Below are 22,236 nucleotides of genomic sequence, written 5' to 3'. Positions count from 1 at the left end.
CTACGTGCGTGACCTCAAGCCAGTTTCCGGAAAGAACCAGAAACAACTCCGGCATTATTTTTTAAGAAAAAATGGTGCGCCCTGCTGGATTCGAACCAGCGACCCACAGCTTAGAAGGCTGTTGCTCTATCCAACTGAGCTAAGGGCGCCCGCTGGTACATGGCAGATACAGACCACGAACCAAAAAATCAATGCGTCCAGTTTTGCACCCGGTTTGCAGCAAAATTCTCTGCATAAACTTTTGGCTGCTTTAGCCGCATTGCAGGTTTTTCAACCTGAGCCTCAATCTTGTTGCGCTGCGCGTAGGCAACGGCCTCTTCACAAGATGAGAAATAAAGCCGAATTTGAGAAACTGAATCTGTGCTACCACTCCAACCCATTAAAGGGTCTGGGGTACGGGCAGCACTTTGCCCATATTCAAACACCCACTCTTGAGTGCCAGCCAACCCAGACTGTCCAGCAGGCTTAGGTTGCTTATAAATCCGTGCCGGCATGCTTATGCCTCCAGATAAATATGGTCGGGGCGCCCGGACTCGAACCGGGGGCCTCTTGTACCCAAAACAAGCGCGCTACCAGGCTGCGCCACGCCCCGAATGAGGGGATACCTAAGCGGCATTTGCTCCGCTGGCAACCCCAAAAGTGTAAAAAATCAGTTATTTGTGTCTTTTTTCTTACTGGCCAGCGGCGGCACGAATAACGGAGCCGTATCCCAAGGGAACAAAATCCAGGTATCCTGCGGCACTTCGACCACAAACTTGTCGGTTAGGGCTTTGGCGGCCGGTTTGGCATACAGGCAAGCAAACACGGCTTTTGGCAGGCGCTCACGCACCACTTTCGCTGTCACGCCAGAATCAACCAGATCATCAATCACTAAAAAGCCTTCGCCATCTCCGGCGGCTTCTGGTGCTTTAATAATTTGTGGCTCGCCACGGCTTTCTTCATCGTAGGTCACAACCGAGATTGTTTCTACAAGGCGGCAGTTGAGTTCACGGGCAATAATTGCAGCCGGTATCAACCCGCCGCGCGTTACTGCCACAATGCCTTTAAAGGGCAGGCTTGGCACCAGAGATTCTGCCAAAAGGCGGGCGTCTCTGTGCAATTGGTCCCATGTGACAGTCGCGTAGTTTACGGCCATCTGGCGCTTATTCCTTAATTTAGTCGTGTACAGCGTTCTCTCAGGCCAGCTCTCCCGGCCTGCATGGGGGCCGTTCTGCCACTACTCGCACACTGGCTGCAAACCCGTTTCGCAAGAAAAAACATTTTGATGCGCCAAACGCACACCCTACCCACACACAATAAAGCCCCGCTTACCGCACTCCGCACGCACTCTATATCCAACAAACATAAGAGAGAGATTTTTCATAATATATGCGAACTTTTGCCCTGTTTTTGCTTTTAACAGTGCGTAACGCTTCAGTTCCAACCCAACGGAGAGTGTTTTTAACCTTACTCCACAGCAGACCATAAGGAACCGTTCGATGAGTGACCGCATCATAAGAAACGCCATGACCGCTGCTGCCTTTACCGCGCTTCTTGCCCTTGCTGGCTGCGGAGACCGCTACAACGCAGGCTCGCGCGCTGGCACAGGCGCTCTTATTGGCGCAGGCGGCGGTGCCGCCATTGGCGCCATTGCCGGTGGTGGGCCGGGTGCTGCCATTGGCGCATTGGCTGGCGGCGGCACAGGGGCCGCCGTAGGGGCCGCCACCACGCCAGAGCGGCCACGCCGCCGCTACTAAGCCTTAGCAAACCCAAGCCTGCCATAGGGTCAGTACCCAACACTGTGGCAGGCTAACACTTATACTCTACCTTATGCGTACCAAGCCGCAAACGGAGCATAGCGCTACAGCCTATCTGGCGTTAAAAGGCAGTCTATGATGACACAACTCCCCGCTTTTGCCGCCTCTCCTATTGTGCTTGACCACCCCCTTATTCAGCACAAGCTCACCCACCTGCGTAAAGCAGAAACGTCCACAGCTGGTTTCCGCCGCCTTGTGCGCGAACTCAGCTTGCTGATGTGCTACGAAGCCACACGCGACCTACCGCTAGAAAAAGTTGAAATAACCACCCCGCTCGAACCCACAACAGGCATGCAGCTTGCCGGGCCAGATGTGTGCTTTATTTCTATTCTGCGTGCCGGTAACGGCCTGCTTGACGGCATGCTGGACTTGGTGCCGTTTGCTCCAGTTGGGCATATTGGCCTGTACCGAGACCCCAACACTCTTGAGGCCGTTGAATACTACCTCAAACTACCCACCCAAATTGCCTCGCGCCGCTGCGTGGTGGTTGACCCCATGCTGGCCACAGGCCATAGCGCCGCAGCCGCCCTTACCCGCTTAAAGCAAGAAGGGGCAAAACGTCTCCTATTCGTGTGCCTGCTTTCTACACCGCAGGGCATTGCTTGCCTAAAAGAACAACACCCCGATGTGCCAGTTATTACCTGCGCCATTGACCCCACATTAGACGAGCACGGCTATATTCGCCCCGGCTTGGGCGATGCAGGCGACAGACTTTTCAGCACCAAATAAAACACAATAAGCCGCCCCTTATTATGCTCTGGGGCGGCTTTATAATATGGCCACAAAAACCACGCTATAATTTAACCCGCATATGCTCGCGCAACTGGTTGCAACGCTTTGCATATTGAGACGCCTTGGAAGCCGTAAAGAAGTTAATTAAAAACGCAGCAATAAGAGAGCAAAATGAAATAACTGTCAGCACCTCTGCGGTAACCGGAATAGGCTCGTTATAATGCAGCGCAGAATACCAAAGCAGGCCAATACTTAACACAGCCCCAAAAAAACCAAACACGCCGGTCGATTTCATCAACGAATCTTCAATATTTTCAAATGCTGATGTCTCACGCCACAAATCAAACAACTGGCGGTCTACCAACCCCACAGCTTCTGCATGTTCAGACTTTTCTTGGTCTGTGCGTTTATGGGGGTTTTTGCGGTGTATATCTAGCTCTTGCCGGGCTTTGGCAAACACACGCCTGCGCTCTTTAATGGCTGGCAAGCTAATATCGACAAAACTTAAAATAGCAACGTTCAAGCCAGCAGAAAGCTGCACCACAGCCTGAAAATCACCCCACACAACGGCCATGTATCGGCACCCCTTCTGCTTTACGTAAACCTTGGCAGGGTTGCCTCTTACCTAAGGTCTGCACGCATCAAAAGGGCACTCTAAGCAACACAGCTATGGCGGGTTCATACTGGTAAAATTCAAATTGTCATCAGGCCCGCGTGCCCAGCACGGCCCAAGCGCTTTTCAATACAACAGTGCCGTGCCAGTCTTGCTCAACAGCACAAGGCCCTGTGCTTTTTGCTGCCTTACGCACCATGTAAAATGAAGGGTGTAACCATGAAACTTTATTACTCACCGGGGGCCTGCTCTTTGGCGGCCCACATCATGCTCAATGAAACAGGCCTTACCCACACTCTTGAACAAGTAAACCTGAAAGAAAAAAGAACCACGTCTAATATAGACTACACAACCATAAACCCACGCGGTGCCGTACCTGCTTTAGAAATTGCACCGGGGGTTGTGCTCACTCAAAATGTGGCGGTTCTCACGTTTATTGGCCAACAGGCAAGCAGCACAGCATTTCACCCCGCACCCAACAGCCTTGAGTTTTTCCGCCTTCTTGAAATTTTAGGCTTTTGTGAAGATGTACACGGCGCCATTGGCCCACTCTTTGCACCAGACCTACCAGAAGCAACACGCGAGCGCCTACAAAGCGTTATTCAACGCCGCCTTACACAAGTTGAAGCCATACTGGCCAAAAGCACAACTGGCTACCTGTTGCCCGTAGGTTTTACACAAGCCGATGCCCTTATGGCTGTTATTCTAAACTGGACAACACCGCTCAAAATAGACATTTCAGCCTACCCCAAAGCCAGCACTTTACGAGACACAGTGCTCGCACGCCCCGCCGCACAAAAAGCTTTGAAGGAAGAAGGGCTAATTTAACCCCCTCTCACAACATTTCGGTGCGCTCTCATCAAAGCGCACCGAACAGAAGCTGCAAAAAATCCCCCTTCAAAAAGAGCAAAAATATAAATGCAGCCCAAGAGAGTTACCGAAAGCATTTTAGAATATCGAAATAAAAATATAATCAAAAAAATCAATTTCATAATGTACTCTATATTGTGGGCGCACCACTTAACGACCTTATTAATTTTTTTGCCCTCCCATATCTCAACCCATATAAGCTCATAAGAAAAAGTGGGGAGAGCAGAGATATAACTAATCCGTTTCAACGAACAATTTTACAACCACAGGCAGTCTTATTGTGTAGTTTGAACAATAACAAAATCACAAAAATCTATTTTAACCGTCTCACCTCAAAATTAATATACTGGATGTTTTTTGATACTTTAGAGAGCTCATCCACAAACAAAAATCAGCTCTAAACACATCAGATTCTACCGTAATACTTAGATGACAATTGCACCAGAACACAAAATAAAGATTCCACACTGCATATCGCTTATATGAAAATCATATTCACATTAAAAATATTATATAGAAACAAAACATTAACCGCAAAACAAAAATATATTCTTATATATCTAAAATTATTATTTGAAATATATTGTTATATATTACGGGTCACACAAATATATCATTATCACTATATTTACCAAAATAAGAGAATGTTTGATTTTCGTCTCACACAATCCAGCGAGATGAAAATGATAAAAGTTTTTACTTATTCAGAAAGAATGAAAAATTATAACAGTTATGAAAATATGGTTAAAGCCAGAGCACATGTTTTCCATGAACGCCTTAATTGGGAGGTTGAGGTTATAAACGGCCGCGAAGAAGACGAATACGACCGGTTGTATAACCCTCTTTATATCATCTCAGAGCGATCAGATGGATCTCATGCTGCCTCGATCCGCCTACTCCCCACCACGGGCCCCACAATGCTTAGGAATATTTTCTACAGATTTTTCCCAGACTGCCCAGACATCTACGGGGCAAATATATGGGAAGTAACCCGCTACTGCGCGACCCTCAACAAAGGAGATAGCATGGAGCATACAGGAGAGTTATTTATAAAACTGGCCGACTTATGCTTAGACGCGGGCATTGATATAGTAACTGGCGTATTTTTTAAGCCTATGTTTAGAATTTTAACACGTTCCGGGTGGGATCCTGTCCCTGTTTCTATTTCTGAGCATGCAGGCAAATCTATTATTTTAGGCACTTTTGAAATATCAGAAGCTCGGAAACAAGAGGTCGCCTATAAATACCAGATAGCCTGTTGATAAAAATATAGATTTACTCGCTTTGAAGAGGTTTTCTGCCTCTCAAAACGAGTAAATTACAATTAAGTAAATATATTCAATGTACAATTTGGTATAAGATACTCGAAATTCCAATATTGGAACGCCTGCGCCTGCATTACGCATCAATCCGGAGTTTCTTTTTTGTATTTTGAAAAAATACCCTCTGATACTTTAAAAATAAATGATGATTTTATCAAAGATATCGTTAATTCAAAAAATATTGAAGATATAAAACTTTCAGCTGATAAAATAAAAAAAGATACAAATGTTGAAAATATTACATACGCAATGCTGTCAGGAAGCGTTTTAGAATCAAAAATTCCTAATATATTTACCACATATAGTGAAGAATGGCAGAATTTATACCATAAAAATAATTTTATTAAAGATGATCCAACCGTAAAAGCTGCATTTCACCGTGCACTACCAACAGGTTGGAACGAAATAAAATGCGAAACGTCACGAGAAAAGCGCATTATGAGTGCATTTCGTGAATACGAACTTGGAGAAGCTGGCTTAATATTACCTTTACGAGGCTTACGAGGGGAGTTTGGAATATTAACCATCACTGGCCCGAGTAAGAACCTAGTTGATAATCGCAGCCAGTATGCTCGGCTTTTTTCTCAAGTAGGAACCTGCTTGCATGAATGGTTCGCACAACAAGCAGGCCTAAGAACCGTTACTGAAATACCCAAACTGTCTCTAAGAGAAACCCAGTGCTTAGCTTTATACGCAGAGGGGTATATGGGGCAAAAAGTTGCCGAAAAACTCAAAATTTCAGAAGCAGCCGTGCGTTTATATCTTACATCAGCTCGCCACAAACTACTCTCCCAAACAACATGCGGCGCTGTAGCCACAGCTATTCGCCTAGGTTTTATATAATCTTATTTGAAAATTTTATATCGATTTAAATAAAAATAAAAACATTACCAGTTAATTCTTCATTTAATATGACATTATTCCATCACAACAAAACACAAATTTTAAAACATTCTCCAGTTATATAGAATTTAGAAAATTCAAAAACCCCTTTCTTTTTATAAACAATGCTTAAAATACAGACGAAATTCTAGACTCAGAATTAATACTTTAAGAGAATAACGGGGAGCTTACCGCAATGCTGGTCATAGATATGGAAGCATAAATATCTCAGTCATATATTGGATTATGCTACTCAAGAAGACTTCTGACTAGAAAAACAAAGCCCCACCAGCACATTGTAATCCTATTACTGTATTGCAGCCTTCACCCACCATTGCTTGTGCCTAAGTGCGGGCTTTCTCAAAGCAGATTTCACGTCAAATACCGTGTCCAGCACACAAGACCATTCAAAAGCCTGCCCTTATCACCCAAAGCGGCGCTGCATACGCCAAAGCCTAGAGCCAGAGGCCGAATGGTATCAGTCACCAATATCTGATGCTTTATTCGGCTTATGAGACGGCGCTAATTTTCGAATTTACAGGTTCGGTTAGCATGTAAGGCCCTGCCTCTCTCAACTATACCCACAACACAGCATCGCATCATGTCGGGTGAGTTTTATACTAGTCACAAAACTCTAGCTGAAGTCGAGCGCTACACGCGAGCCGTAGAACAAAAACGATTAGCTCAGGAGACCATAACCAAGATCGCGTGATGGCACACGCAAAACCGAGTTTGGCACACATGGTGTTTAAGTTGTTGTTTTTATTTGGGGAAATCACCTGATGGCGGAAGGGGTGGGATTCGAACCCACGGTACGGTTCCCCGCACGCCAGTTTTCAAGACTGGAGCCTTCAACCGCTCGGCCACCCTTCCTGCATCAGGTAGTGCCTTATAATCACGTCTTTTATCATCTGTCTAGCGGGGTATGAAAGAAAAGTGTTTTCCATGTTTCCGCCGCGTTACGCTTGCTCTTATGGGGTTGGAGTTGTAGAACCCCGGTCTCTAACATCCATCCATTCAGGGACGCGTTATGAAACAGCAGGCAAACCTGATCCGGGCCGGGCAGGTTATCGAGCATGATGGCCGTCGCTGGACGGTGCTGAAACAGCAGATCATCACCCCCGGCAAGGGCGGCGCATTTATTCAAGTTGAAATGCGTGACCTCAAAACCGGCAACAAGACCAACGAACGCTGGCGTACAGCAGACAGCGTTGAACGGCTGATGACCGAAGACAAGGAATATCTGTATTCCTATGCCGATGGGGAATCGCTCGTGCTGATGGACCCAGAAACATTTGAGCAGCGCACCATTCCGGTTGACCTGCTGGGCGACCAAGCACCGTTCTTGCAAGACAACATGACCATCAACCTCCATCTGGTTGAAGGTGACCCCGTGGGCGTTGACCTGCCCGCACATGTTACCCTTGAAGTTGTAGAAGCTGACCCGGTGGTAAAAGGCCAGACCGCCAGCTCTTCCTACAAGCCAGCCAAACTCTCCAATGGTGTTAAAACCATGGTGCCCCCGTTTGTTGAATCGGGCGAACGCATTGTCGTCAAAACAGAAGACGGCTCTTACGTAGAACGCGCCAAAGACTAACACCCCGCCAGCACTTTCAGACAGGACAAAACACAGTGGCCACTCGACTTTCCCCCGTCATGATGGTGATGCAAAACGCCGCCCAGAAAGCGGCAAAGCGTCTCCTGCGCGATTTTAACGAAGTCGAGCAGCTTCAGGTAAGCATCAAAGGGCCAGGTGACTTTGTCTCTCAGGCAGACCTTCGCGCAGAAAAAACCCTGCGTGAAGAACTGGAGCGCGCGCGCCCCGGCTATGCTTTTCTGATGGAAGAATCTGGCGCGTCTGGGAGCGATAACTGGACATGGCGCTGGATTGTTGACCCGCTGGACGGCACAACCAACTTTTTGCACGGCATACCGCACTGGGCCATTTCTATTGGCCTACAGCGCAAACTGCCAGACGGTACCATAGAGCTGGCTGCGGGCCTTATTTACAACCCAGCAGCAGGTGAAATGTTCTGGGCAGAAAAAGGCACAGGCGCGTTTTTAAACGAACGCCGCATTCGTGTTTCTGCCCGCCGTGATATGCCAGAATCTGTTTTTGCAACGGGTATTCCGTTTGCAAAAGTTTCTGCGTCTCACCGTCTGCAATTTGCTAAGGTTATGGGCAACCTTATGCCGCGCGTGGCTGGTATCCGCCGTTTTGGCGCTGCCGCACTCGACTTGGCATGGGTGGCCGCAGGCCGGTACGAAGGCTACTGGGAATTTGGCATTAAACCCTGGGACTGCGCCGCAGGTATTCTGATTGTGCGTGAAGCCGGTGGCCGCGTAACAGACCCTGCCGGGCAAGATCTGGACGATATACCAGATGATGTCATGATTGTTGCTGGCAACGGCAACCTGTACGGCAAACTGCAAGAAGTTGTGGCAGACAGCCTAAAAGACGCCTAAGCGCTCTTTATACGGTACTGCATTATTTTAAAAGGCCGCTCCCTTGTAAAAAAGGAGCGGCCTTTTTTCTGTGCATGCAGCCACAAAAGGCAGGGTTTACCCCCACCTTTTTGCCTTGTGCTTATGCTGCTTTAGGCAAAGTCGCCATATCAATAACAAAGCGGTATTTTACGTCTGAACGCAAAACGCGCTCATAAGCTTCGTTCACTTCGTCTATACGAATCCTCTCAATATCGGCGGTAATGTTATGTTTACCGCAGAAATCGAGCATTTCCTGCGTTTCCTGAATACCCCCAATGGCTGAGCCTGCAAGGCTGCGCCGTTTGCCCACCAACGCAAACGCGCCCACAGACATGGGTTTTTCTGGCAGGCCAACCAAAACCATATGCCCATCTTGCCGCAACAGCGCCAAGTAGGCGTTAATATCGTGTTCAGCCGAAACCGCATCCAGAATAAAGTCAAAGCGGTTTGCTTCGGCTTCCATCGCTTTTGCATCTTTGGAGATAACAACGCGGTGGGCCCCAAGCCGTTTGCCGTCTTCTACTTTGCTGGGTGATGTCGTAAACAGCGTGACCTCTGCCCCAAGGGCAACAGCAAATTTAACAGCCATGTGGCCAAGCCCACCAAGGCCAACCACGCCCACTTTATGGCCCTTACCCACCTTCCAGTGCGCGAGGGGAGACCACGTGGTAATACCAGCGCACAGCAAAGGGGCTGCGGCTGCGGGGTCTAGGTTTTCGGGCACTTTCAGCACAAAATGGCTATCTACCACCACACTGCCTGAATAGCCGCCATATGTATGCGCCCCCGCAGTGGGAAAAGCCGTATCGGGGCTATTATACGTCCATGTGGGTGAGGAATCGCAATATTGCTCCAGCCCTGCATCGCACGATGGGCAATGGCGGCAAGAATTAACCATGCAGCCCACGCCCACCAGATCTCCGGTTTTAAAGCGAGAAACCTCTGCCCCTGTTTTTACCACCCGGCCTATAATTTCGTGGCCCGGCACGCACGGGTAGGCGCTCTCACCCCATTCACTGCGCACGGTATGAATGTCTGAATGGCACACACCACAATGTGTAATGTCTATTTGCACATCATGTGGGCCGCAGTCTCGCCGCTCAAAAGAAAAAGGCTGTAGGGGGGCTGTAGCGCTTGATGCCGCATAACCAACGCAAGAAAACATAAACCTCTCCTTTATATAAGCCATAGCCACGCCGTGCTGCTCTGGCTGCCGTGCAACATGGTAAAACGTGCTATCTGGCTTGCATGGCTTTGCCCTTTTTGTAACCCACCACATGCCTTTTGCAAAAGAGCAAGCATGAGCCATGCAGCCCACCTCTCTTTCTCTTGAAATGGAGTACGCAAAGCCTCTGGCTCCGGCATGGCAAGTTGCGTAAAGTGGCGCTGGCATGCAGTCCTCCTTCCCCTCTGCGCACGATGCGCCCGCCCTTACCGCGCATCACCGTGGTTTTTCTCTCCTGACGGAAGACGGGGAGTTTCTGACCCTACCCGCGCAAGAGGTACGCGAGCGCCTGCACACCATGCCCTGCCCCCTTATTGTGCATGCGCCTAGCATTGCGCGTAAACTGGGCATGCAACCACCGGGGCAACCTAGCCCGTGGCTAGACCTGCTAGAACTCTATGCCTTTGTTTACCCTGCCACCCCCGTAGCCCCTACCCCGCGCGGGCTGGCCTTGGCCCTTGGCGTAGAACCCGAGCGTATTGGGCAGGCCGAGGCAGACCTGCTCCCCCTGCTTGTCTCACTCATGCTGGCAGAGCTTGCCCGCCAGAAAAACGGCCCCAACGCTGAATTTCTAGCAGCCTTAACCGTGCGCCTTGGCCAAGCAGGGTGGCCATGGGCTGGCACCGTGGCCGAAACACTTTCTTTACCTGCAAAACTTGGCCCACGCGGCCAATTGCCTGAAGAGGCCATGCAACCGGGTGATGCCCTGCGCATTTGGCGCACTTTGCCAAAGTGGGAAGATGTAGCCCCCCGGCCGCCCCCGGCCTCTCACCCCATTACCGCGGCAGAAGCCCGCGCGCGGCTCACCCAACTCTTGGGTGAAGGGGCAGAAAGCCGCGCTGGCCAAGCAGACTTTGCCAGCGTTTCTACCGCAGCATTCGAACCCCGTACCCTACGTGGCAACCCCGCCATTGTATTGGCCGAAGCCGGCACCGGCACGGGTAAAACCCTTGGCTATATTGCACCCGCCAGTGTGTGGGCACAGCGTAATGGGGGCAGTGTTTGGATAAGCACCTACACACGCCACTTACAACGCCAGATAGAGCAGGAAACACACCGCCTTTTTCCAGATGAGGCCGTGCGCCGCCAGCATGTTGTGCTGCGCAAAGGGCGCGAAAATTATATGTGCCTGCTCAATATGGAAGAGGCCGTGAATAGTGCGGCCTCCCGCCCCGCAGGTGTAACTATTGCCCTTGCCATGCTGGCCCGCTGGGGACGCGCCACAGCAGATGGAGACCTAACCGGCGGAGACCTGCCCGGCTGGTTTGGAGACCTGTTTGGCCAAGGCAACATAGCTGGCGTGGCAGACAGGCGCGGTGAGTGTATTCACGGTGCCTGCGCACATTACCAAAAATGCTTTGTTGAACACACAATACGCCGCGCGCGTGAGGCTGATCTGGTTATTGCCAACCATGCCCTTGTTATGGCGCAAGCGGCCTATGCCCAAAATACACAAAGCGAAGACGGGCAAGAAGACGCAGAAGAAGACAACACCCCCTCGCGTTACGTGTTTGACGAAGGCCACCATTTGGCAGATGCCGCCGATGGTGCTTTTTCAGCCGAGCTTTCAGGGCTTGAAGCCGCCGAACTGCGCCGGTGGCTCTTAGGGGCAGAAGGCCGCCGCTCCCGCGCACGTGGCCTTAAACGCCGCCTAGATGACCTTGTGGTGGGCCTGCCCAAACTAGAAAGCCCGCTTGATGCAGCACTTATGGCCGCACGCGCCCTGCCCGCCCCCGGTTGGTCGGGCAGGCTTGCCGCCACTGATAACCCGGAACAAGATGCCCCGCCACCGCCAGAAGAGCCCCCCCCTACAGACACAAGCCTGTTTCCGCTGGTGCAAAACGCCCCAGAACCCGTGTTGGAAAACCCGACCGAGGTATTTTTAAAACTGCTACGCCAACAGGTTTTAGCCCGCAGCCAAGAGCGCAACCGGGCTGAGCATGTTTATGGTGCGCTGGAATGTGACCTGCACCCGCTTTTACCAGACCTAGCCGAGGCCGGGCAGGCTTTAGCCCGTGCCCTGCGCCGCTTGGCAGACCCTTTGCGCACCTTGGCAGAACGCCTACATGCCCGCCTGCAAGAAGAAGCCGAAACGCTCGATAGCGTAACCCGTGGCCGCATTGAGGCCATGGTACGTGCCCTGCGCCGCCGCGCCATTACCCGGCTAGACGCATGGATCGCTATGCTAGACGCCCTAGACCACCCGCCAGAGCCCAACACCACGCCCACGCATATTCATTTTTTGCGCCTAGACCGGCGCGAGCGCCAACGCATGGGCGAGCAAGATGTAGGCCTGCACCGCCATTGGTTAGACCCCACCATTCCGTTTGCCAGCGTTATGGCTATGCCAGCCCAAGGCATGCTTATAACCTCTGCCACACTGCGCGACCGCTCAGACACACCACACATACCCCAGCACGCGCCAGATACGGCGCAGCAGGAACAAATGGCCGAAGAGGCCGAACGCGCGTGGGAAGCCGCTGAGGCCCGTACTGGCGTAAGTCATTTTCCGGCCCCTGCTATTAGAGCAAGCCTGACCAGCCCTTTTGACTACGCCCGCCAAACCCGCACCTTTATTGTAAACGACCTAGACCATAACAGCATAACCGACCTTGCCGCCGCGTACCGCACTCTGTTTCAGGCATCGGGCGGGGGGGGCTTGGGCCTGTTTACGGCCATTTCTCGGCTGCGCGGCGTCCATAACCGCATTGCCCCTGCGTTAGAAGAAAGCGGCCTACCCCTTTACGCCCAGCATGTTGATGCCATGGACAACACAACGCTGGTCGATATTTTCCGTACGGAAGAACACGCCTGCCTTCTTGGCACCGATGCCATGCGCGATGGTGTCGATGTACCGGGCAATGCCTTACGGCTGGTTGTATTTGAGCGCGTACCGTGGCCCCGGCCCGATATTTTGCACCGCGAGCGGCGCATTCACCTTTCTGGTGGCGACACAACCGGGTACGATGACCGCATTGCCCGCCTAAAATTACGGCAGGCATTTGGGCGGCTTATCCGCAGCCAGTCAGACCGTGGGGTATTTGTGCTGCTTGACCGCAGAACCCCAACCCGCCTGCTTTCAGCATTCCCGACCGGGGTAGAGGTACAACGCCTTGGCCTAGCTGAAACAGCCCGGCAAATTGAGAGCTTTCTGGCCCCTAATGGGGGTTGAAGCACAAAGCCCCACACGCCACCCAAAGCCTAAAACAGAAAAAAGCGCCTGCCCCATAAAGAGGCTAGGCGCTTTTTCCCGACAACTAAGGGCAGGCTGGCTAAAAACCAGCACCCCATATACCAAGCAGCTTAGAGCGGCTTGAGTTCTGTTGCTGCAACTTTACCGCGTTCTGTCACGAGTTCGTAAGAGATTTTCTCGTTTTCGTTCAACCCACGCAAACCAGCAGCCTGCACTGCGGTGATGTGCACGAAAACGTCCTTGCCCCCATCATCCGGAGCAATGAAACCAAAACCTTTTGTGGCATTAAACCATTTGACTGTACCGGTCGGCATAGGCGGGTAACTTCCGTAATAATCTCCTGCCGGACAACCATAGACCGGCTACAGGACTGTTTCTATCGGGTCACGATGGCGCATGATTGTCAATCAAAATGCCATTACAAAGCGTTATTTAGAAAATATTAACGGCGTAAGTGGGCCTCAAGAAAGTGCACACTTCTCTTTTGTGCAAGCTCATAAGCATCACTATTGAAAGAAGAACGTTCAGCACAACCAAAACCATGCTCTGCATCATCATAGACAAAAATTTCAATATTTGGCTGTGCCTCACGAATAGCTGTCACGTCCATGTGAGAGATGCTGTGATCTTGCCCGCCAAAATGTAATTCAACGGGGCAATGCGGAGTCTGGTTGCGGCTTGCTGCAATGCCAGCCCCATACCACCCAACCGCTGCGGCAAAAGCGTTTGTGTTACAGGCCGCCTGCCATGCCAGTGTGCCACCCCAGCAATAGCCAATAATGCCCACTTTTTTGCTTTTTAGGGCTGCTGCACAGGCTTGTAGGTCTAACAGCGTTTTTTCAAGCGGTATTTGGCTACGTAGGTTTAAGCCTATTTCAATGCCTGCCTTATCGTAGCCCAGCTCTGTACCGGGTTGTGCGCGGTCAAATAAGGCGGGGGCAATAACGTGAAAACCCTTGGCGGCAAACCCCTCGCACACATGGCGTATATGCTCGTTTACCCCAAAAATTTCCTGCACCACCACCAGCGCGTAAGGCTGCTCTGGCTGCCCTGCCTCATAGGCTGCAAACGCGTGCCCGTCTTGTGCAACAAGAGTAATATTTTGGCCCATAAACCCGACTCCTTTGAGAAAAATGACAGCTTAAAGAAAGTTTTTCCACATTTCTTGACTCTGTGGGAGGACAAACCTATCTCTTGTCTTGGCACTCCTGAGGTGGGAGTGCTAACGCAACGCGGCGTTTATTACGCGCGACAAAAGCAGGTGGTGTCGCTTCCAATACAAGGGCGCCACCGCAGCATATGAAATGTGGAGCGATCCATAATGACGAAGTTTCGTCCTTTACACGACCGGGTAGTCGTTCGCCGTCTCGAAAGCGAAGAAAAGACGGTTGGCGGCATCATTATTCCTGACACGGCAAAAGAAAAGCCGATGGAAGGCAAAGTGGTTGCAGTTGGCCCAGGCGCACGCAACGAACAGGGTCAGATCGTGGCGCTTGATGTCAAGGCTGGCGACACCATTCTGTTCGGCAAATGGTCTGGCACTGAAGTGAAGATCGACGGGGAAGACCTGCTGATCATGAAAGAAAGCGACATTCTGGGCATTATTGCTGCCTAAAATTAGCGCTGATCTGCTTTTCCATATTTAACCGATCTTCATCAGGAGAAATTCTATGGCTGCCAAGGACGTAAAGTTTGGTGGTGACGCACGCCAGCGTATGCTGCGCGGTGTCGACATTCTGGCTGACGCTGTAAAAGTAACGCTCGGCCCAAAAGGTCGTAACGTTGTGCTCGATAAGAGCTTTGGTGCACCCCGCATCACCAAAGACGGTGTATCCGTTGCGAAAGAAATCGAACTGGCTGACAAGTTCGAAAACATGGGTGCCCAGATGCTGCGCGAAGTAGCATCCAAAACCAACGACATTGCTGGTGACGGTACAACAACCGCTACCGTGCTGGCTCAGGCTATTGTGCGTGAAGGCCACAAGGCTGTTGCCGCTGGCATGAACCCAATGGATCTGAAACGCGGTATCGACAAAGCTGTTGCTGCTGTTGTTGAAGAACTGAAAAAGAACACCAAAAAGATCACCACCCCAGCTGAAACAGCTCAGGTTGGTACGATCTCTGCAAACGGTGAAGCTGAAATCGGTGAAATGATCTCCGAAGCCATGCAGAAAGTTGGCTCCGAAGGCGTTATCACTGTTGAAGAAGCCAAACACTTCCAGACCGAGCTGGACGTGGTTGAAGGCATGCAGTTTGACCGTGGCTACATCTCTCCGTACTTCGTGACCAACACGGAAAAGATGACAGCTGATCTGGAAAACCCCTACATCCTGATCCATGAAAAGAAGCTGTCTTCTCTTCAGCCCATGCTGCCTTTGCTGGAATCTGTTGTTCAGTCCGGCCGTCCGCTGCTGATCATTGCAGAAGACGTTGATGGTGAAGCACTGGCAACTCTGGTCGTTAACAAGCTGCGCGGTGGCCTGAAAATTGCTGCTGTTAAAGCTCCTGGCTTTGGTGACCGTCGTAAAGCCATGCTCGAAGATATCGCTATTCTGACCGGTGGTCAGGTTATCAGCGAAGATCTGGGCATTAAGCTTGAAACCGTTACCCTGCCGATGCTTGGCACTGCCAAAAAAGTACGCATCGACAAAGAAAACACCACCATTGTTGACGGTGCTGGCGCAGGCGACGACATTAAAGGCCGTTGCAAGCAGATCCGTGCACAGATCGAAGAAACCACTTCCGACTACGACCGCGAAAAACTGCAAGAACGTCTGGCCAAACTGGCTGGCGGTGTTGCCGTGATCCGCGTTGGTGGTTCTACGGAAATTGAAGTAAAAGAACGCAAAGACCGCGTTGACGATGCCCTGCACGCTACCCGCGCTGCAGTTGAAGAAGGCATTGTTCCCGGTGGTGGTACGGCTCTTGCTCGTGCTTCTGCAACGCTGGGCCACCTGCACTTCCACAACGACGACCAGCGCGTTGGTGCAGACATCATCCGTAAAGCGCTTCAGGCTCCTCTGCGCCAGATCGCTCACAACGCGGGTGAAGATGGTGCGGTTATTGCCAACAAGGTTCTGGAATCAACAGAATACGCATTCGGTTTCGATGCGCAGGCTGGTGAATACAAAAACCTGGTTGATGCCGGTATTATCGACCCCACAAAAGTTGTGCGTACAGCTCTGCAAGACGCAGCCTCTGTTGCTGGTCTGCTGATCACAACCGAAGCTATGGTTGCTGAACGCCCAGAAAAGAAAGCTGCTCCTACTGGCGGCCCAGACATGGGTGGCATGGGCGGTATGGACTTCTAAAGTCCTTTTCCTCTCCACAATGTACGGGAGGGTTGCTCCGGCACCCCTCCCTACCGGGGGAAGGAAAGCCAAAAAAAGGCGAGGCACCCAAAGGGGCCTCGCCTTTTTTAATGCGCCTTACGGTAGGGCTTTAAATAATATAATCAATCGGTGGTAACATTTGGTCCATGGTAAGGGCGGGCATGCCAGTGTGGCGTGTGCCCACTTTGCGGGCTGGGTTACCTACCACGGTTGTAAAGGGCGGTACGTTTTCTAGCACAATGGAGCCTGCGCCAATTTTGGCGCCCTCGCCTACTTCCAAATTGCCGAGTACCTTAGCGCCAGCCCCAATTAAAACGCCTCGGCGCACTTTGGGGTGGCGGTCTCCTGTATGTTTGCCGGTGCCACCTAGTGTAACACCCTGCAAAATAGACACATCATCTTCAATAATGCAGGTCTCACCCACAACAATACCTGTGCCGTGGTCAAACAGAATACGCCGCCCCAAGCGAGATGCCGGGTGAATATCAACCCCAAACAGCTCTGAGGCACGGCTTTGCAAGTGCAGCGCCAAATGCCGCCGCCCAGCCAGCCAAAGCCAATGCGCAACACGGTAACTCTGCACCGCATGAAAGCCTTTAAAAAACAAGAAAGGCGTAACGTAGTCTGGGCAGGCGGGGTCACGCTCGCGAATGGCCACCATGTCTGCCGCCGCAGCACAAACAATTTCTGGCTCTGCCTCAAAACCTTCAGACACAAGTTCTGTCAGTGCATCTGCCGCTACGGAGCGGTCACCCAGTTTACGCCCAATAAGTGCCGCGAGCGCCGATGCAAAATCTGAGTGGCTGCGTATGCCTGTGGCCAGTAGCCCTTTTACCAATGGGTCGTGGCAGACGCAGGCCTGTTGCACCATGTGTTGCCATAAAACGGTCAGTTGGGAGCCACAAACAGTGCTTTCAACATCAAAATGGCTAGACTGCACGGGCAGGGTCTGCGCTGTGTTCATAAGCTGCACTCTTTAGCAGAAATGTAAGAAATAGGGGCGTTACAGCCCCATGGCATGGCGCACAAATGCTTTGCGTAACCCCGGCAGCCGGTGCACCCCGGCAATACCCAAATCTCGGGCTAGACGAATAACCGGGTTGTTGTTGCTAAACAGTCTATCAAGTGTGTCTGTTGCTGCAAGCATCAACATATTAGCCGGGCGGCACCGTGCCTGATAGCGGGCCAAAAGTGCTGGCGCACCAAAATCTTCGCCGTTTTGGTGGGCTGTTATCAAAATATCGCTCAAGGCAATAATATCTCTAAAGCCCAAATTGAGCCCCTGCCCTGCAATGGGGTGAATACCATGGGCAGCATCACCCACTAACAGCAGCCGGGTGTCTGTGTAGCGCTGTGCATATTGGGCAGAGAGCGGGTATGTCCAGCGGCGGCCCACTGGGGTTACTTTACCCAAGCGGGTATTGCCCATACGGCGCTCAATTTCACGGGCAAACACATCATCTGGCAGGGCGGCAAAACGCTCTGCCACACCGTCTTTATCGCTCCAGACAATAGCAGAGAGATAAGGGTGGCTTTCTGTGCCAGCCATGGGCAGTTGAGCAAAAGGCCCAGCGGGCAGAAAATGCTCAAGCGCACTGTTGTTATGCGGGAACTCATGCGCGATGGCACACACAATGGCAGTTTGACCATAAGACAGCTTGGTAAGCGGAATACCCGCCTGAGACCGCAGGCGGCTTTTACGCCCATCGGCTGCAACGACCAAAGCTGCCTGAAAAACGCGCCCATCATGCAACCGAATGGTTGCGCCTTCAGGCTTACGCTCTACCGTGGCTTCTGCTGGGGCCAGCACAGTTAGGTTTGGGTTAGCGTGCAAAGCTTCATTTAAGGCCACACGGAGTGCGCGGGCTTCAGCCATCCAGCCAAAAGGCTGGGTTGAGTCTTCACGCGTAAATTCCAAAAATAAAGACGATGCAGGCTCACCGGGGCGGCCATCGGTTACCAAAATTTCTTCAATCGGGCAGGACTCCAGCGGCAGCAAGTCCCACACGTCTGCCTCTTCAAGCAATTTTTTGGGGCCAGCGGCAATAGCATAGGCACGGCCATCAAAATCTGGGTGTTCCATGGGTTGCAGGTCGGCGCGGTCTATAATGGCAACCTTAATGCCTTCTTTGGCCAAACGGCACGCAAGCGTTGCCCCAACAGGCCCCGCCCCCACAATGCACACATCAACATCTGCCACAGGCGGCAGGGCTGTACGGGCGTTTGTAACACCGGGGGTAGTGGCAGCAACCATGATTTTCAATCCTTTAAACACATGGTCCGGGCAGGCCTAATTGGCTGCACAGGGCCTTAAAGAGGTATCCTTTTATCTCACATCATCAGAAAGGCCAAAGAAGGAGGCTCGTCAACGCCTGAAAAATCTGGCATATTGATATCGAAACGAATGACATAGCATGCAGTAAGCCGCTCTGTGGCAGTGCTGGCATGAAGCAAGTTAGAAGGAACACAGCCCAGATGAAGCTGGTGACCGCAATTATAAAACCCTTCAAGCTTGACGATGTGCGCGAAGCCTTGGCCCCATTAGGCGTGCAAGGGCTGACTGTCTCTGAAGTCAAAGGGTTTGGACGCCAGAAAGGGCAGACAGAAATTTACCGTGGTGCAGAGTACCGCATTAGCTTTCTGCCCAAAATTAAGGTTGAAGTTGCTGTCTCTGATGCCTTGGCCGACCAAGTGATTGAAGCCATGCTGACTGCCGCCCACACCGGTAAAATTGGGGACGGCAAAATTTTTGTAAGCGAACTCACCCGCGTTATCCGTATCCGTACGCGCGAAATGGGAGATGATGCTCTTTAAGGGCTCCCTGTAAAGAGCTTTTGCAACGGCCTAGCCCTGCTTTGTCTTTTCTGCGGCTTTGGTAGAGAGTACGGCACCATATAACGGTGCAACGTTACAACGACCTTTACCAAACACGCAGGCAAGGCCGCAGGGGGCTGTTATGTTTTTTGCAGTCAAAGTTATTCTCTCCGGGCTGCTTATTGCTGCGGCGTCTAGCTTAGCGCGGCGTTTACCTGCTTTTGGTGCGCTTATTGCCTCGCTGCCGCTTATTTCTATTTTAGGTATGCTCTGGCTTTGGGCCGAAACGCACGATGCCTCCAAAATGGAGCAGCACGTGTTTGCCACGTTTTGGTATGTACTGCCATCACTGCCTATGTTTTTACTTATTCCGTGGCTTATGCAGCAAAGTGTGCCGTTTTACACAGCCCTGCTTGCTGGATGTTGTGTTACCATAGTACTTTATGGGCTTATGCTATGGCTGCTGCGGCAAATGGGTATTTTTCTGTAACCTGTAAAGTTTGGTAAAAGCTTTAATTCCTTTCAAACATTTTTATAAAGAAAACACCGCTTCAAACAAAATTAACGTGCACGCGCTAGCGTAAAGCTCTTGCTGTTTTACGGAGCCACAATGAGCGTGCAGAGTGCGGCCATAACAATGGTTTATAATGAGGCCGTTTTTTTACCACTCTGGCTTGATTATTACGGCAAAAACCTAGGCTATAATAATCTCTATATTATAGACCATGGCTCAGACGATGGCTCAACCACCCGCATTCCGGGTAATATTATTAAAATACCACGCACAGACTTTGATGATGTGCAGCGTGTTACTTTTATAAACTCTCTACAAAAAGCACTTTTTTCTTATTTCGACTGCGTTATTTATACAGATTGTGACGAATTTCTTATACCCCACCCTAACCATTATACCTGCCTTGGCACCTATTTAAAGCAACACCCCCATAGCTCTGTTGCGCGCGCTGTAGGGGTAGATGTGGTGCAGCACGACCTATCGCTGGCACCTGTAGACTTTACACAGCCTATTTTACCCCAACGCCCGTATGGGTTTGTAACCCCGTGGGAGTCAAAACCCCTCATTACCCGCACCCCAGTAACATGGGCCCCCGGCTTTCATGACTGCAACCAGCCTTCGGTTTTAGATGAAGCGTTATGGCTGTTTCACCTTAAATTTTGCGACCTGCGCCACGCCCTTGCACGACTAAACCTAACCCGCTCCATGAAATGGAGCCAACAGGGCATGGCCTTTGGCCAGCACCAACGCCACAGAGATGAAGACCTGCTGGCACTCGTGCACACCCTCATTGCTGAACAACAAGCCGAAGGGCTAGAGCAGCTGCCACTCACAGAGCTGCTGGCTAACGGCGGTTACAGTAAATTACGGCATATTCCCGCCCCGTTTTTACCACGCTTATAACGTGCTTACCGGAGGTTTATGTGGCTATTTCCTACCCAGCTCTTGCGGCAGGTTTAAGCAACCAAAAAATTGCGCTTATTGGCCTTATTTCTAAAGCCCTGCGCGACAACAAGCCTCTTATTTTACCACAGTTTATGGCCTACCACCCCCACCACGGCCAACATACAACCTGCGCATTTAACCAGATTTACCAAACGGCAGAACTAGAAACCGTCTTGAATGCCTTTGGCATACCCTATGTCCCACCCACCGCCGCGCCAGAGCTAGAAATGGTTGATGGCTGGCAATGTTTTTGGGAAGGCGCAGACAGATGGGGCGAAGCCGGGCGCGCAGGCCAAGCCGCATGGCCGGGTTTATGCGCCCAGATTATACGTTTTTTGCGCCCCACCCCGCTTGTGGGTGAATTAGCAGAAAGGCTCTATGCCAAACTACTGGCCTGCGGCGTACACCACGCCCTGCAACTGCGTATTGAGCAAGACTGGCAAGGCTATTCAGCCGAAGTGCTCCCAAACTTTGCCCCTCAAACAGAAGACTACAACCTGCCGTTTATGGAGATTGTGCAAAAAGCCAAAGCCACATGGGCGCCAGACTTTAAAACCGCTTACGTGCTCTGCGATGAAGAATGCCTACCCACCAGCAAAGAAACCATTAGAGCCCACACCAAAGCTGAACTTGGCATAGACCTATTCTGGAAATCAGATTTTCTACCAGCCAGCACCCTTGGCTCTAACCTCGTATCTTCCATGCTGGATTTTGAGGTAGCCCTTAAAATGCCCGCCTTTGCCGGAAATAGCCGCTCTACTTTTTGCGGCTTTGTGGCTTTTGAAATATTTTGCCGCACCGGTGCTCGGCCCCAAAACCAGTTTATTTATAATCTCGCCGGGCCACGCTTAGGCCACCGGCAAGATACCGGCCCCCTTATGGCCCCGCACGAGGCCACAGACAGCTTAAATGCCCACACCCCTTTTATGCCAACACAGCCACACGACATACGCTGGCCGTTTAGCTTAACAGCCCATGTTGCAACCCTTGGAGACATAACCCTAACCCCAGACCCAGCCGTACCCTTACAGCACGGCACTTTGTGCCTAGATACATCGGCCAACACGCTGCGTGCGTTTGAAGGGCTGCAATTTGATGGCAACACATTTTTGCCAGAACTAGAATACCGCGTACAAAACCACACGGGGCACCAAACAGAGTGGGCGTCCCTTGGCACATTTTGCGGGAGCCGGGGCCAAGGCCTGCCCTTAACAGGCTTTGCCATACGCCTTAAAGGGCCAGCGGCACTTACCACAACCTGCCTTTATGCAGGCAGGTTTATGGGCGCACCGGCCCCTGTTACAGCCCAAAACGGGCAATGGTGCCGCACTACTCCGCCACAAAACCTGCTCGGGCTGCATCTTGTGTTTAAACCTACGTAGTAGCCCGCATACCGCTGCACACCCCATGCCAGCTATACTATTGCGTGCAAGATATTCGTTCCGTAAAGGCTACGATACACGTAAGAAACATGATAAGTTGGCCCCATTCGGGCATTTCTGCCATTCAGG

General features: G+C 51.3%; 22 protein-coding genes and 3 tRNA genes. 14 read left to right on the top strand and 11 right to left on the bottom strand.

Annotation, left to right across the window (positions count from 1 at the left end; translation table 11 throughout):
• Positions 1–72: 72 nt before the first annotated feature.
• The 4 genes from Abor_RS01975 to gpt all read right to left on the bottom strand — a co-directional run bounded on the left by Abor_RS01975 (position 73) and on the right by gpt (position 1,135).
• Positions 73–149: transfer RNA gene (locus Abor_RS01975), tRNA-Arg, on the bottom strand.
• A 39-nt stretch (positions 150–188) separates the two neighbouring features.
• Positions 189–494, bottom strand: coding sequence for an ETC complex I subunit (locus Abor_RS01970; protein WP_048840158.1), 306 nt, complete (start codon positions 492–494; stop codon positions 189–191).
• A 21-nt stretch (positions 495–515) separates the two neighbouring features.
• Positions 516–592 (bottom strand) — tRNA-Pro (locus Abor_RS01965).
• Positions 593–649: 57 nt separating this feature from the next.
• Entirely contained in the window at positions 650–1,135 is a 486-nt protein-coding gene (gene gpt / locus Abor_RS01960; RefSeq protein ID WP_048840157.1) for a xanthine phosphoribosyltransferase, read from the bottom strand.
• 343 nt (positions 1,136–1,478) lie between these two features.
• Here gpt and Abor_RS01955 point away from each other — a divergent pair, with 343 nt between their 5' ends.
• On the top strand, positions 1,479–1,736 hold the full coding sequence (locus Abor_RS01955; RefSeq protein ID WP_048840155.1) for a hypothetical protein: 258 nt from the start codon (positions 1,479–1,481) through the stop codon (positions 1,734–1,736).
• Positions 1,737–1,871: 135 nt separating this feature from the next.
• Entirely contained in the window at positions 1,872–2,525 is a 654-nt protein-coding gene (upp, locus tag Abor_RS01950; protein ID WP_179193343.1) for a uracil phosphoribosyltransferase, read from the top strand.
• A gap of 64 nt (positions 2,526–2,589) precedes the next feature.
• On the opposite strand, the gene Abor_RS01945 is transcribed toward upp, so the two are convergent.
• The gene (locus Abor_RS01945) at positions 2,590–3,102 is read right to left on the bottom strand and encodes a hypothetical protein (RefSeq protein WP_048840153.1); all 513 of its coding nucleotides are present in this window, start codon (positions 3,100–3,102) and stop codon (positions 2,590–2,592) included.
• Between the two features lie 258 nt (positions 3,103–3,360).
• Here Abor_RS01945 and Abor_RS01940 point away from each other — a divergent pair, with 258 nt between their 5' ends.
• From Abor_RS01940 to Abor_RS01930, 3 genes are all read left to right on the top strand, one after another.
• A complete protein-coding gene (locus Abor_RS01940; RefSeq protein WP_048840152.1) occupies positions 3,361–3,969 on the top strand; it encodes a glutathione binding-like protein in 609 nt (202 codons plus the stop codon).
• 524 nt (positions 3,970–4,493) lie between these two features.
• Positions 4,494–5,273: an acyl-homoserine-lactone synthase gene (locus tag Abor_RS01935; protein WP_048840150.1), complete on the top strand. Its 780-nt coding sequence runs from the start codon at positions 4,494–4,496 to the stop codon at positions 5,271–5,273.
• A 162-nt stretch (positions 5,274–5,435) separates the two neighbouring features.
• Positions 5,436–6,176 (top strand): helix-turn-helix transcriptional regulator, encoded by a 741-nt coding sequence (locus Abor_RS01930; RefSeq protein ID WP_048840149.1) that lies wholly within the window; start codon positions 5,436–5,438, stop codon positions 6,174–6,176.
• 822 nt (positions 6,177–6,998) lie between these two features.
• On the opposite strand, the gene Abor_RS01925 is transcribed toward Abor_RS01930, so the two are convergent.
• Positions 6,999–7,088 (bottom strand) — tRNA-Ser (locus Abor_RS01925).
• A gap of 157 nt (positions 7,089–7,245) precedes the next feature.
• Between Abor_RS01925 and efp the strand changes: the two genes are divergently transcribed.
• Positions 7,246–7,812 (top strand): elongation factor P, encoded by a 567-nt coding sequence (efp, locus tag Abor_RS01920; RefSeq protein ID WP_048840148.1) that lies wholly within the window; start codon positions 7,246–7,248, stop codon positions 7,810–7,812.
• Between the two features lie 59 nt (positions 7,813–7,871).
• Positions 7,872–8,681 (top strand): inositol monophosphatase family protein, encoded by an 810-nt coding sequence (locus Abor_RS01915; RefSeq protein WP_181014196.1) that lies wholly within the window; start codon positions 7,872–7,874, stop codon positions 8,679–8,681.
• A gap of 121 nt (positions 8,682–8,802) precedes the next feature.
• Here Abor_RS01915 and Abor_RS01910 read toward each other — a convergent pair whose 3' ends face one another.
• A complete protein-coding gene (locus Abor_RS01910; protein WP_048840289.1) occupies positions 8,803–9,867 on the bottom strand; it encodes an NAD(P)-dependent alcohol dehydrogenase in 1,065 nt (354 codons plus the stop codon).
• Between the two features lie 226 nt (positions 9,868–10,093).
• Here Abor_RS01910 and Abor_RS01905 point away from each other — a divergent pair, with 226 nt between their 5' ends.
• Positions 10,094–13,099 carry an ATP-dependent DNA helicase gene (locus Abor_RS01905; RefSeq protein ID WP_048840146.1) on the top strand — a complete coding sequence of 1,002 codons (3,006 nt, stop codon included), beginning with the start codon at positions 10,094–10,096 and terminating at the stop codon, positions 13,097–13,099.
• Between the two features lie 131 nt (positions 13,100–13,230).
• On the opposite strand, the gene Abor_RS01900 is transcribed toward Abor_RS01905, so the two are convergent.
• Both Abor_RS01900 and Abor_RS01895 read right to left on the bottom strand, forming a co-directional pair.
• Positions 13,231–13,434 carry a cold-shock protein gene (locus tag Abor_RS01900; RefSeq protein WP_006557943.1) on the bottom strand — a complete coding sequence of 68 codons (204 nt, stop codon included), beginning with the start codon at positions 13,432–13,434 and terminating at the stop codon, positions 13,231–13,233.
• A gap of 128 nt (positions 13,435–13,562) precedes the next feature.
• Entirely contained in the window at positions 13,563–14,231 is a 669-nt protein-coding gene (locus tag Abor_RS01895; protein WP_048840145.1) for a dienelactone hydrolase family protein, read from the bottom strand.
• Between the two features lie 210 nt (positions 14,232–14,441).
• On the opposite strand from Abor_RS01895, the gene groES reads away from it, so the two are divergent.
• Both groES and groL read left to right on the top strand, forming a co-directional pair.
• Complete coding sequence (gene groES / locus Abor_RS01890) at positions 14,442–14,735, top strand: co-chaperone GroES (protein WP_048840144.1); 294 nt, start codon at positions 14,442–14,444, stop codon at positions 14,733–14,735.
• Between the two features lie 55 nt (positions 14,736–14,790).
• Entirely contained in the window at positions 14,791–16,431 is a 1,641-nt protein-coding gene (groL, locus tag Abor_RS01885; protein WP_048840143.1) for a chaperonin GroEL, read from the top strand.
• Positions 16,432–16,561: 130 nt separating this feature from the next.
• On the opposite strand, the gene cysE is transcribed toward groL, so the two are convergent.
• Positions 16,562–17,416, bottom strand: coding sequence for a serine O-acetyltransferase (gene cysE, locus Abor_RS01880; protein ID WP_084594320.1), 855 nt, complete (start codon positions 17,414–17,416; stop codon positions 16,562–16,564).
• 39 nt (positions 17,417–17,455) lie between these two features.
• Complete coding sequence (locus Abor_RS01875) at positions 17,456–18,706, bottom strand: UbiH/UbiF/VisC/COQ6 family ubiquinone biosynthesis hydroxylase (protein ID WP_048840142.1); 1,251 nt, start codon at positions 18,704–18,706, stop codon at positions 17,456–17,458.
• A gap of 221 nt (positions 18,707–18,927) precedes the next feature.
• Here Abor_RS01875 and Abor_RS01870 point away from each other — a divergent pair, with 221 nt between their 5' ends.
• From Abor_RS01870 to Abor_RS01855, 4 genes are all read left to right on the top strand, one after another.
• Positions 18,928–19,266: a P-II family nitrogen regulator gene (locus tag Abor_RS01870; protein WP_048840141.1), complete on the top strand. Its 339-nt coding sequence runs from the start codon at positions 18,928–18,930 to the stop codon at positions 19,264–19,266.
• A gap of 142 nt (positions 19,267–19,408) precedes the next feature.
• On the top strand, positions 19,409–19,756 hold the full coding sequence (locus Abor_RS01865) for a DUF3147 family protein (RefSeq protein WP_048840140.1): 348 nt from the start codon (positions 19,409–19,411) through the stop codon (positions 19,754–19,756).
• Positions 19,757–19,876: 120 nt separating this feature from the next.
• A complete protein-coding gene (locus tag Abor_RS01860; RefSeq protein ID WP_084594319.1) occupies positions 19,877–20,683 on the top strand; it encodes a glycosyltransferase family 2 protein in 807 nt (268 codons plus the stop codon).
• Between the two features lie 20 nt (positions 20,684–20,703).
• Positions 20,704–22,107, top strand: coding sequence for an O-fucosyltransferase family protein (locus Abor_RS01855; protein ID WP_048840138.1), 1,404 nt, complete (start codon positions 20,704–20,706; stop codon positions 22,105–22,107).
• Positions 22,108–22,236 lie beyond the last annotated feature (129 nt).

The sequence above is a fragment of the Acetobacter orientalis genome, assembly GCF_000963965.1.
GTDB classification, from domain to species: Bacteria; Pseudomonadota; Alphaproteobacteria; order Acetobacterales; family Acetobacteraceae; genus Acetobacter; species Acetobacter orientalis.
This window is presented reverse-complemented; position numbering and strand designations above follow the sequence as displayed.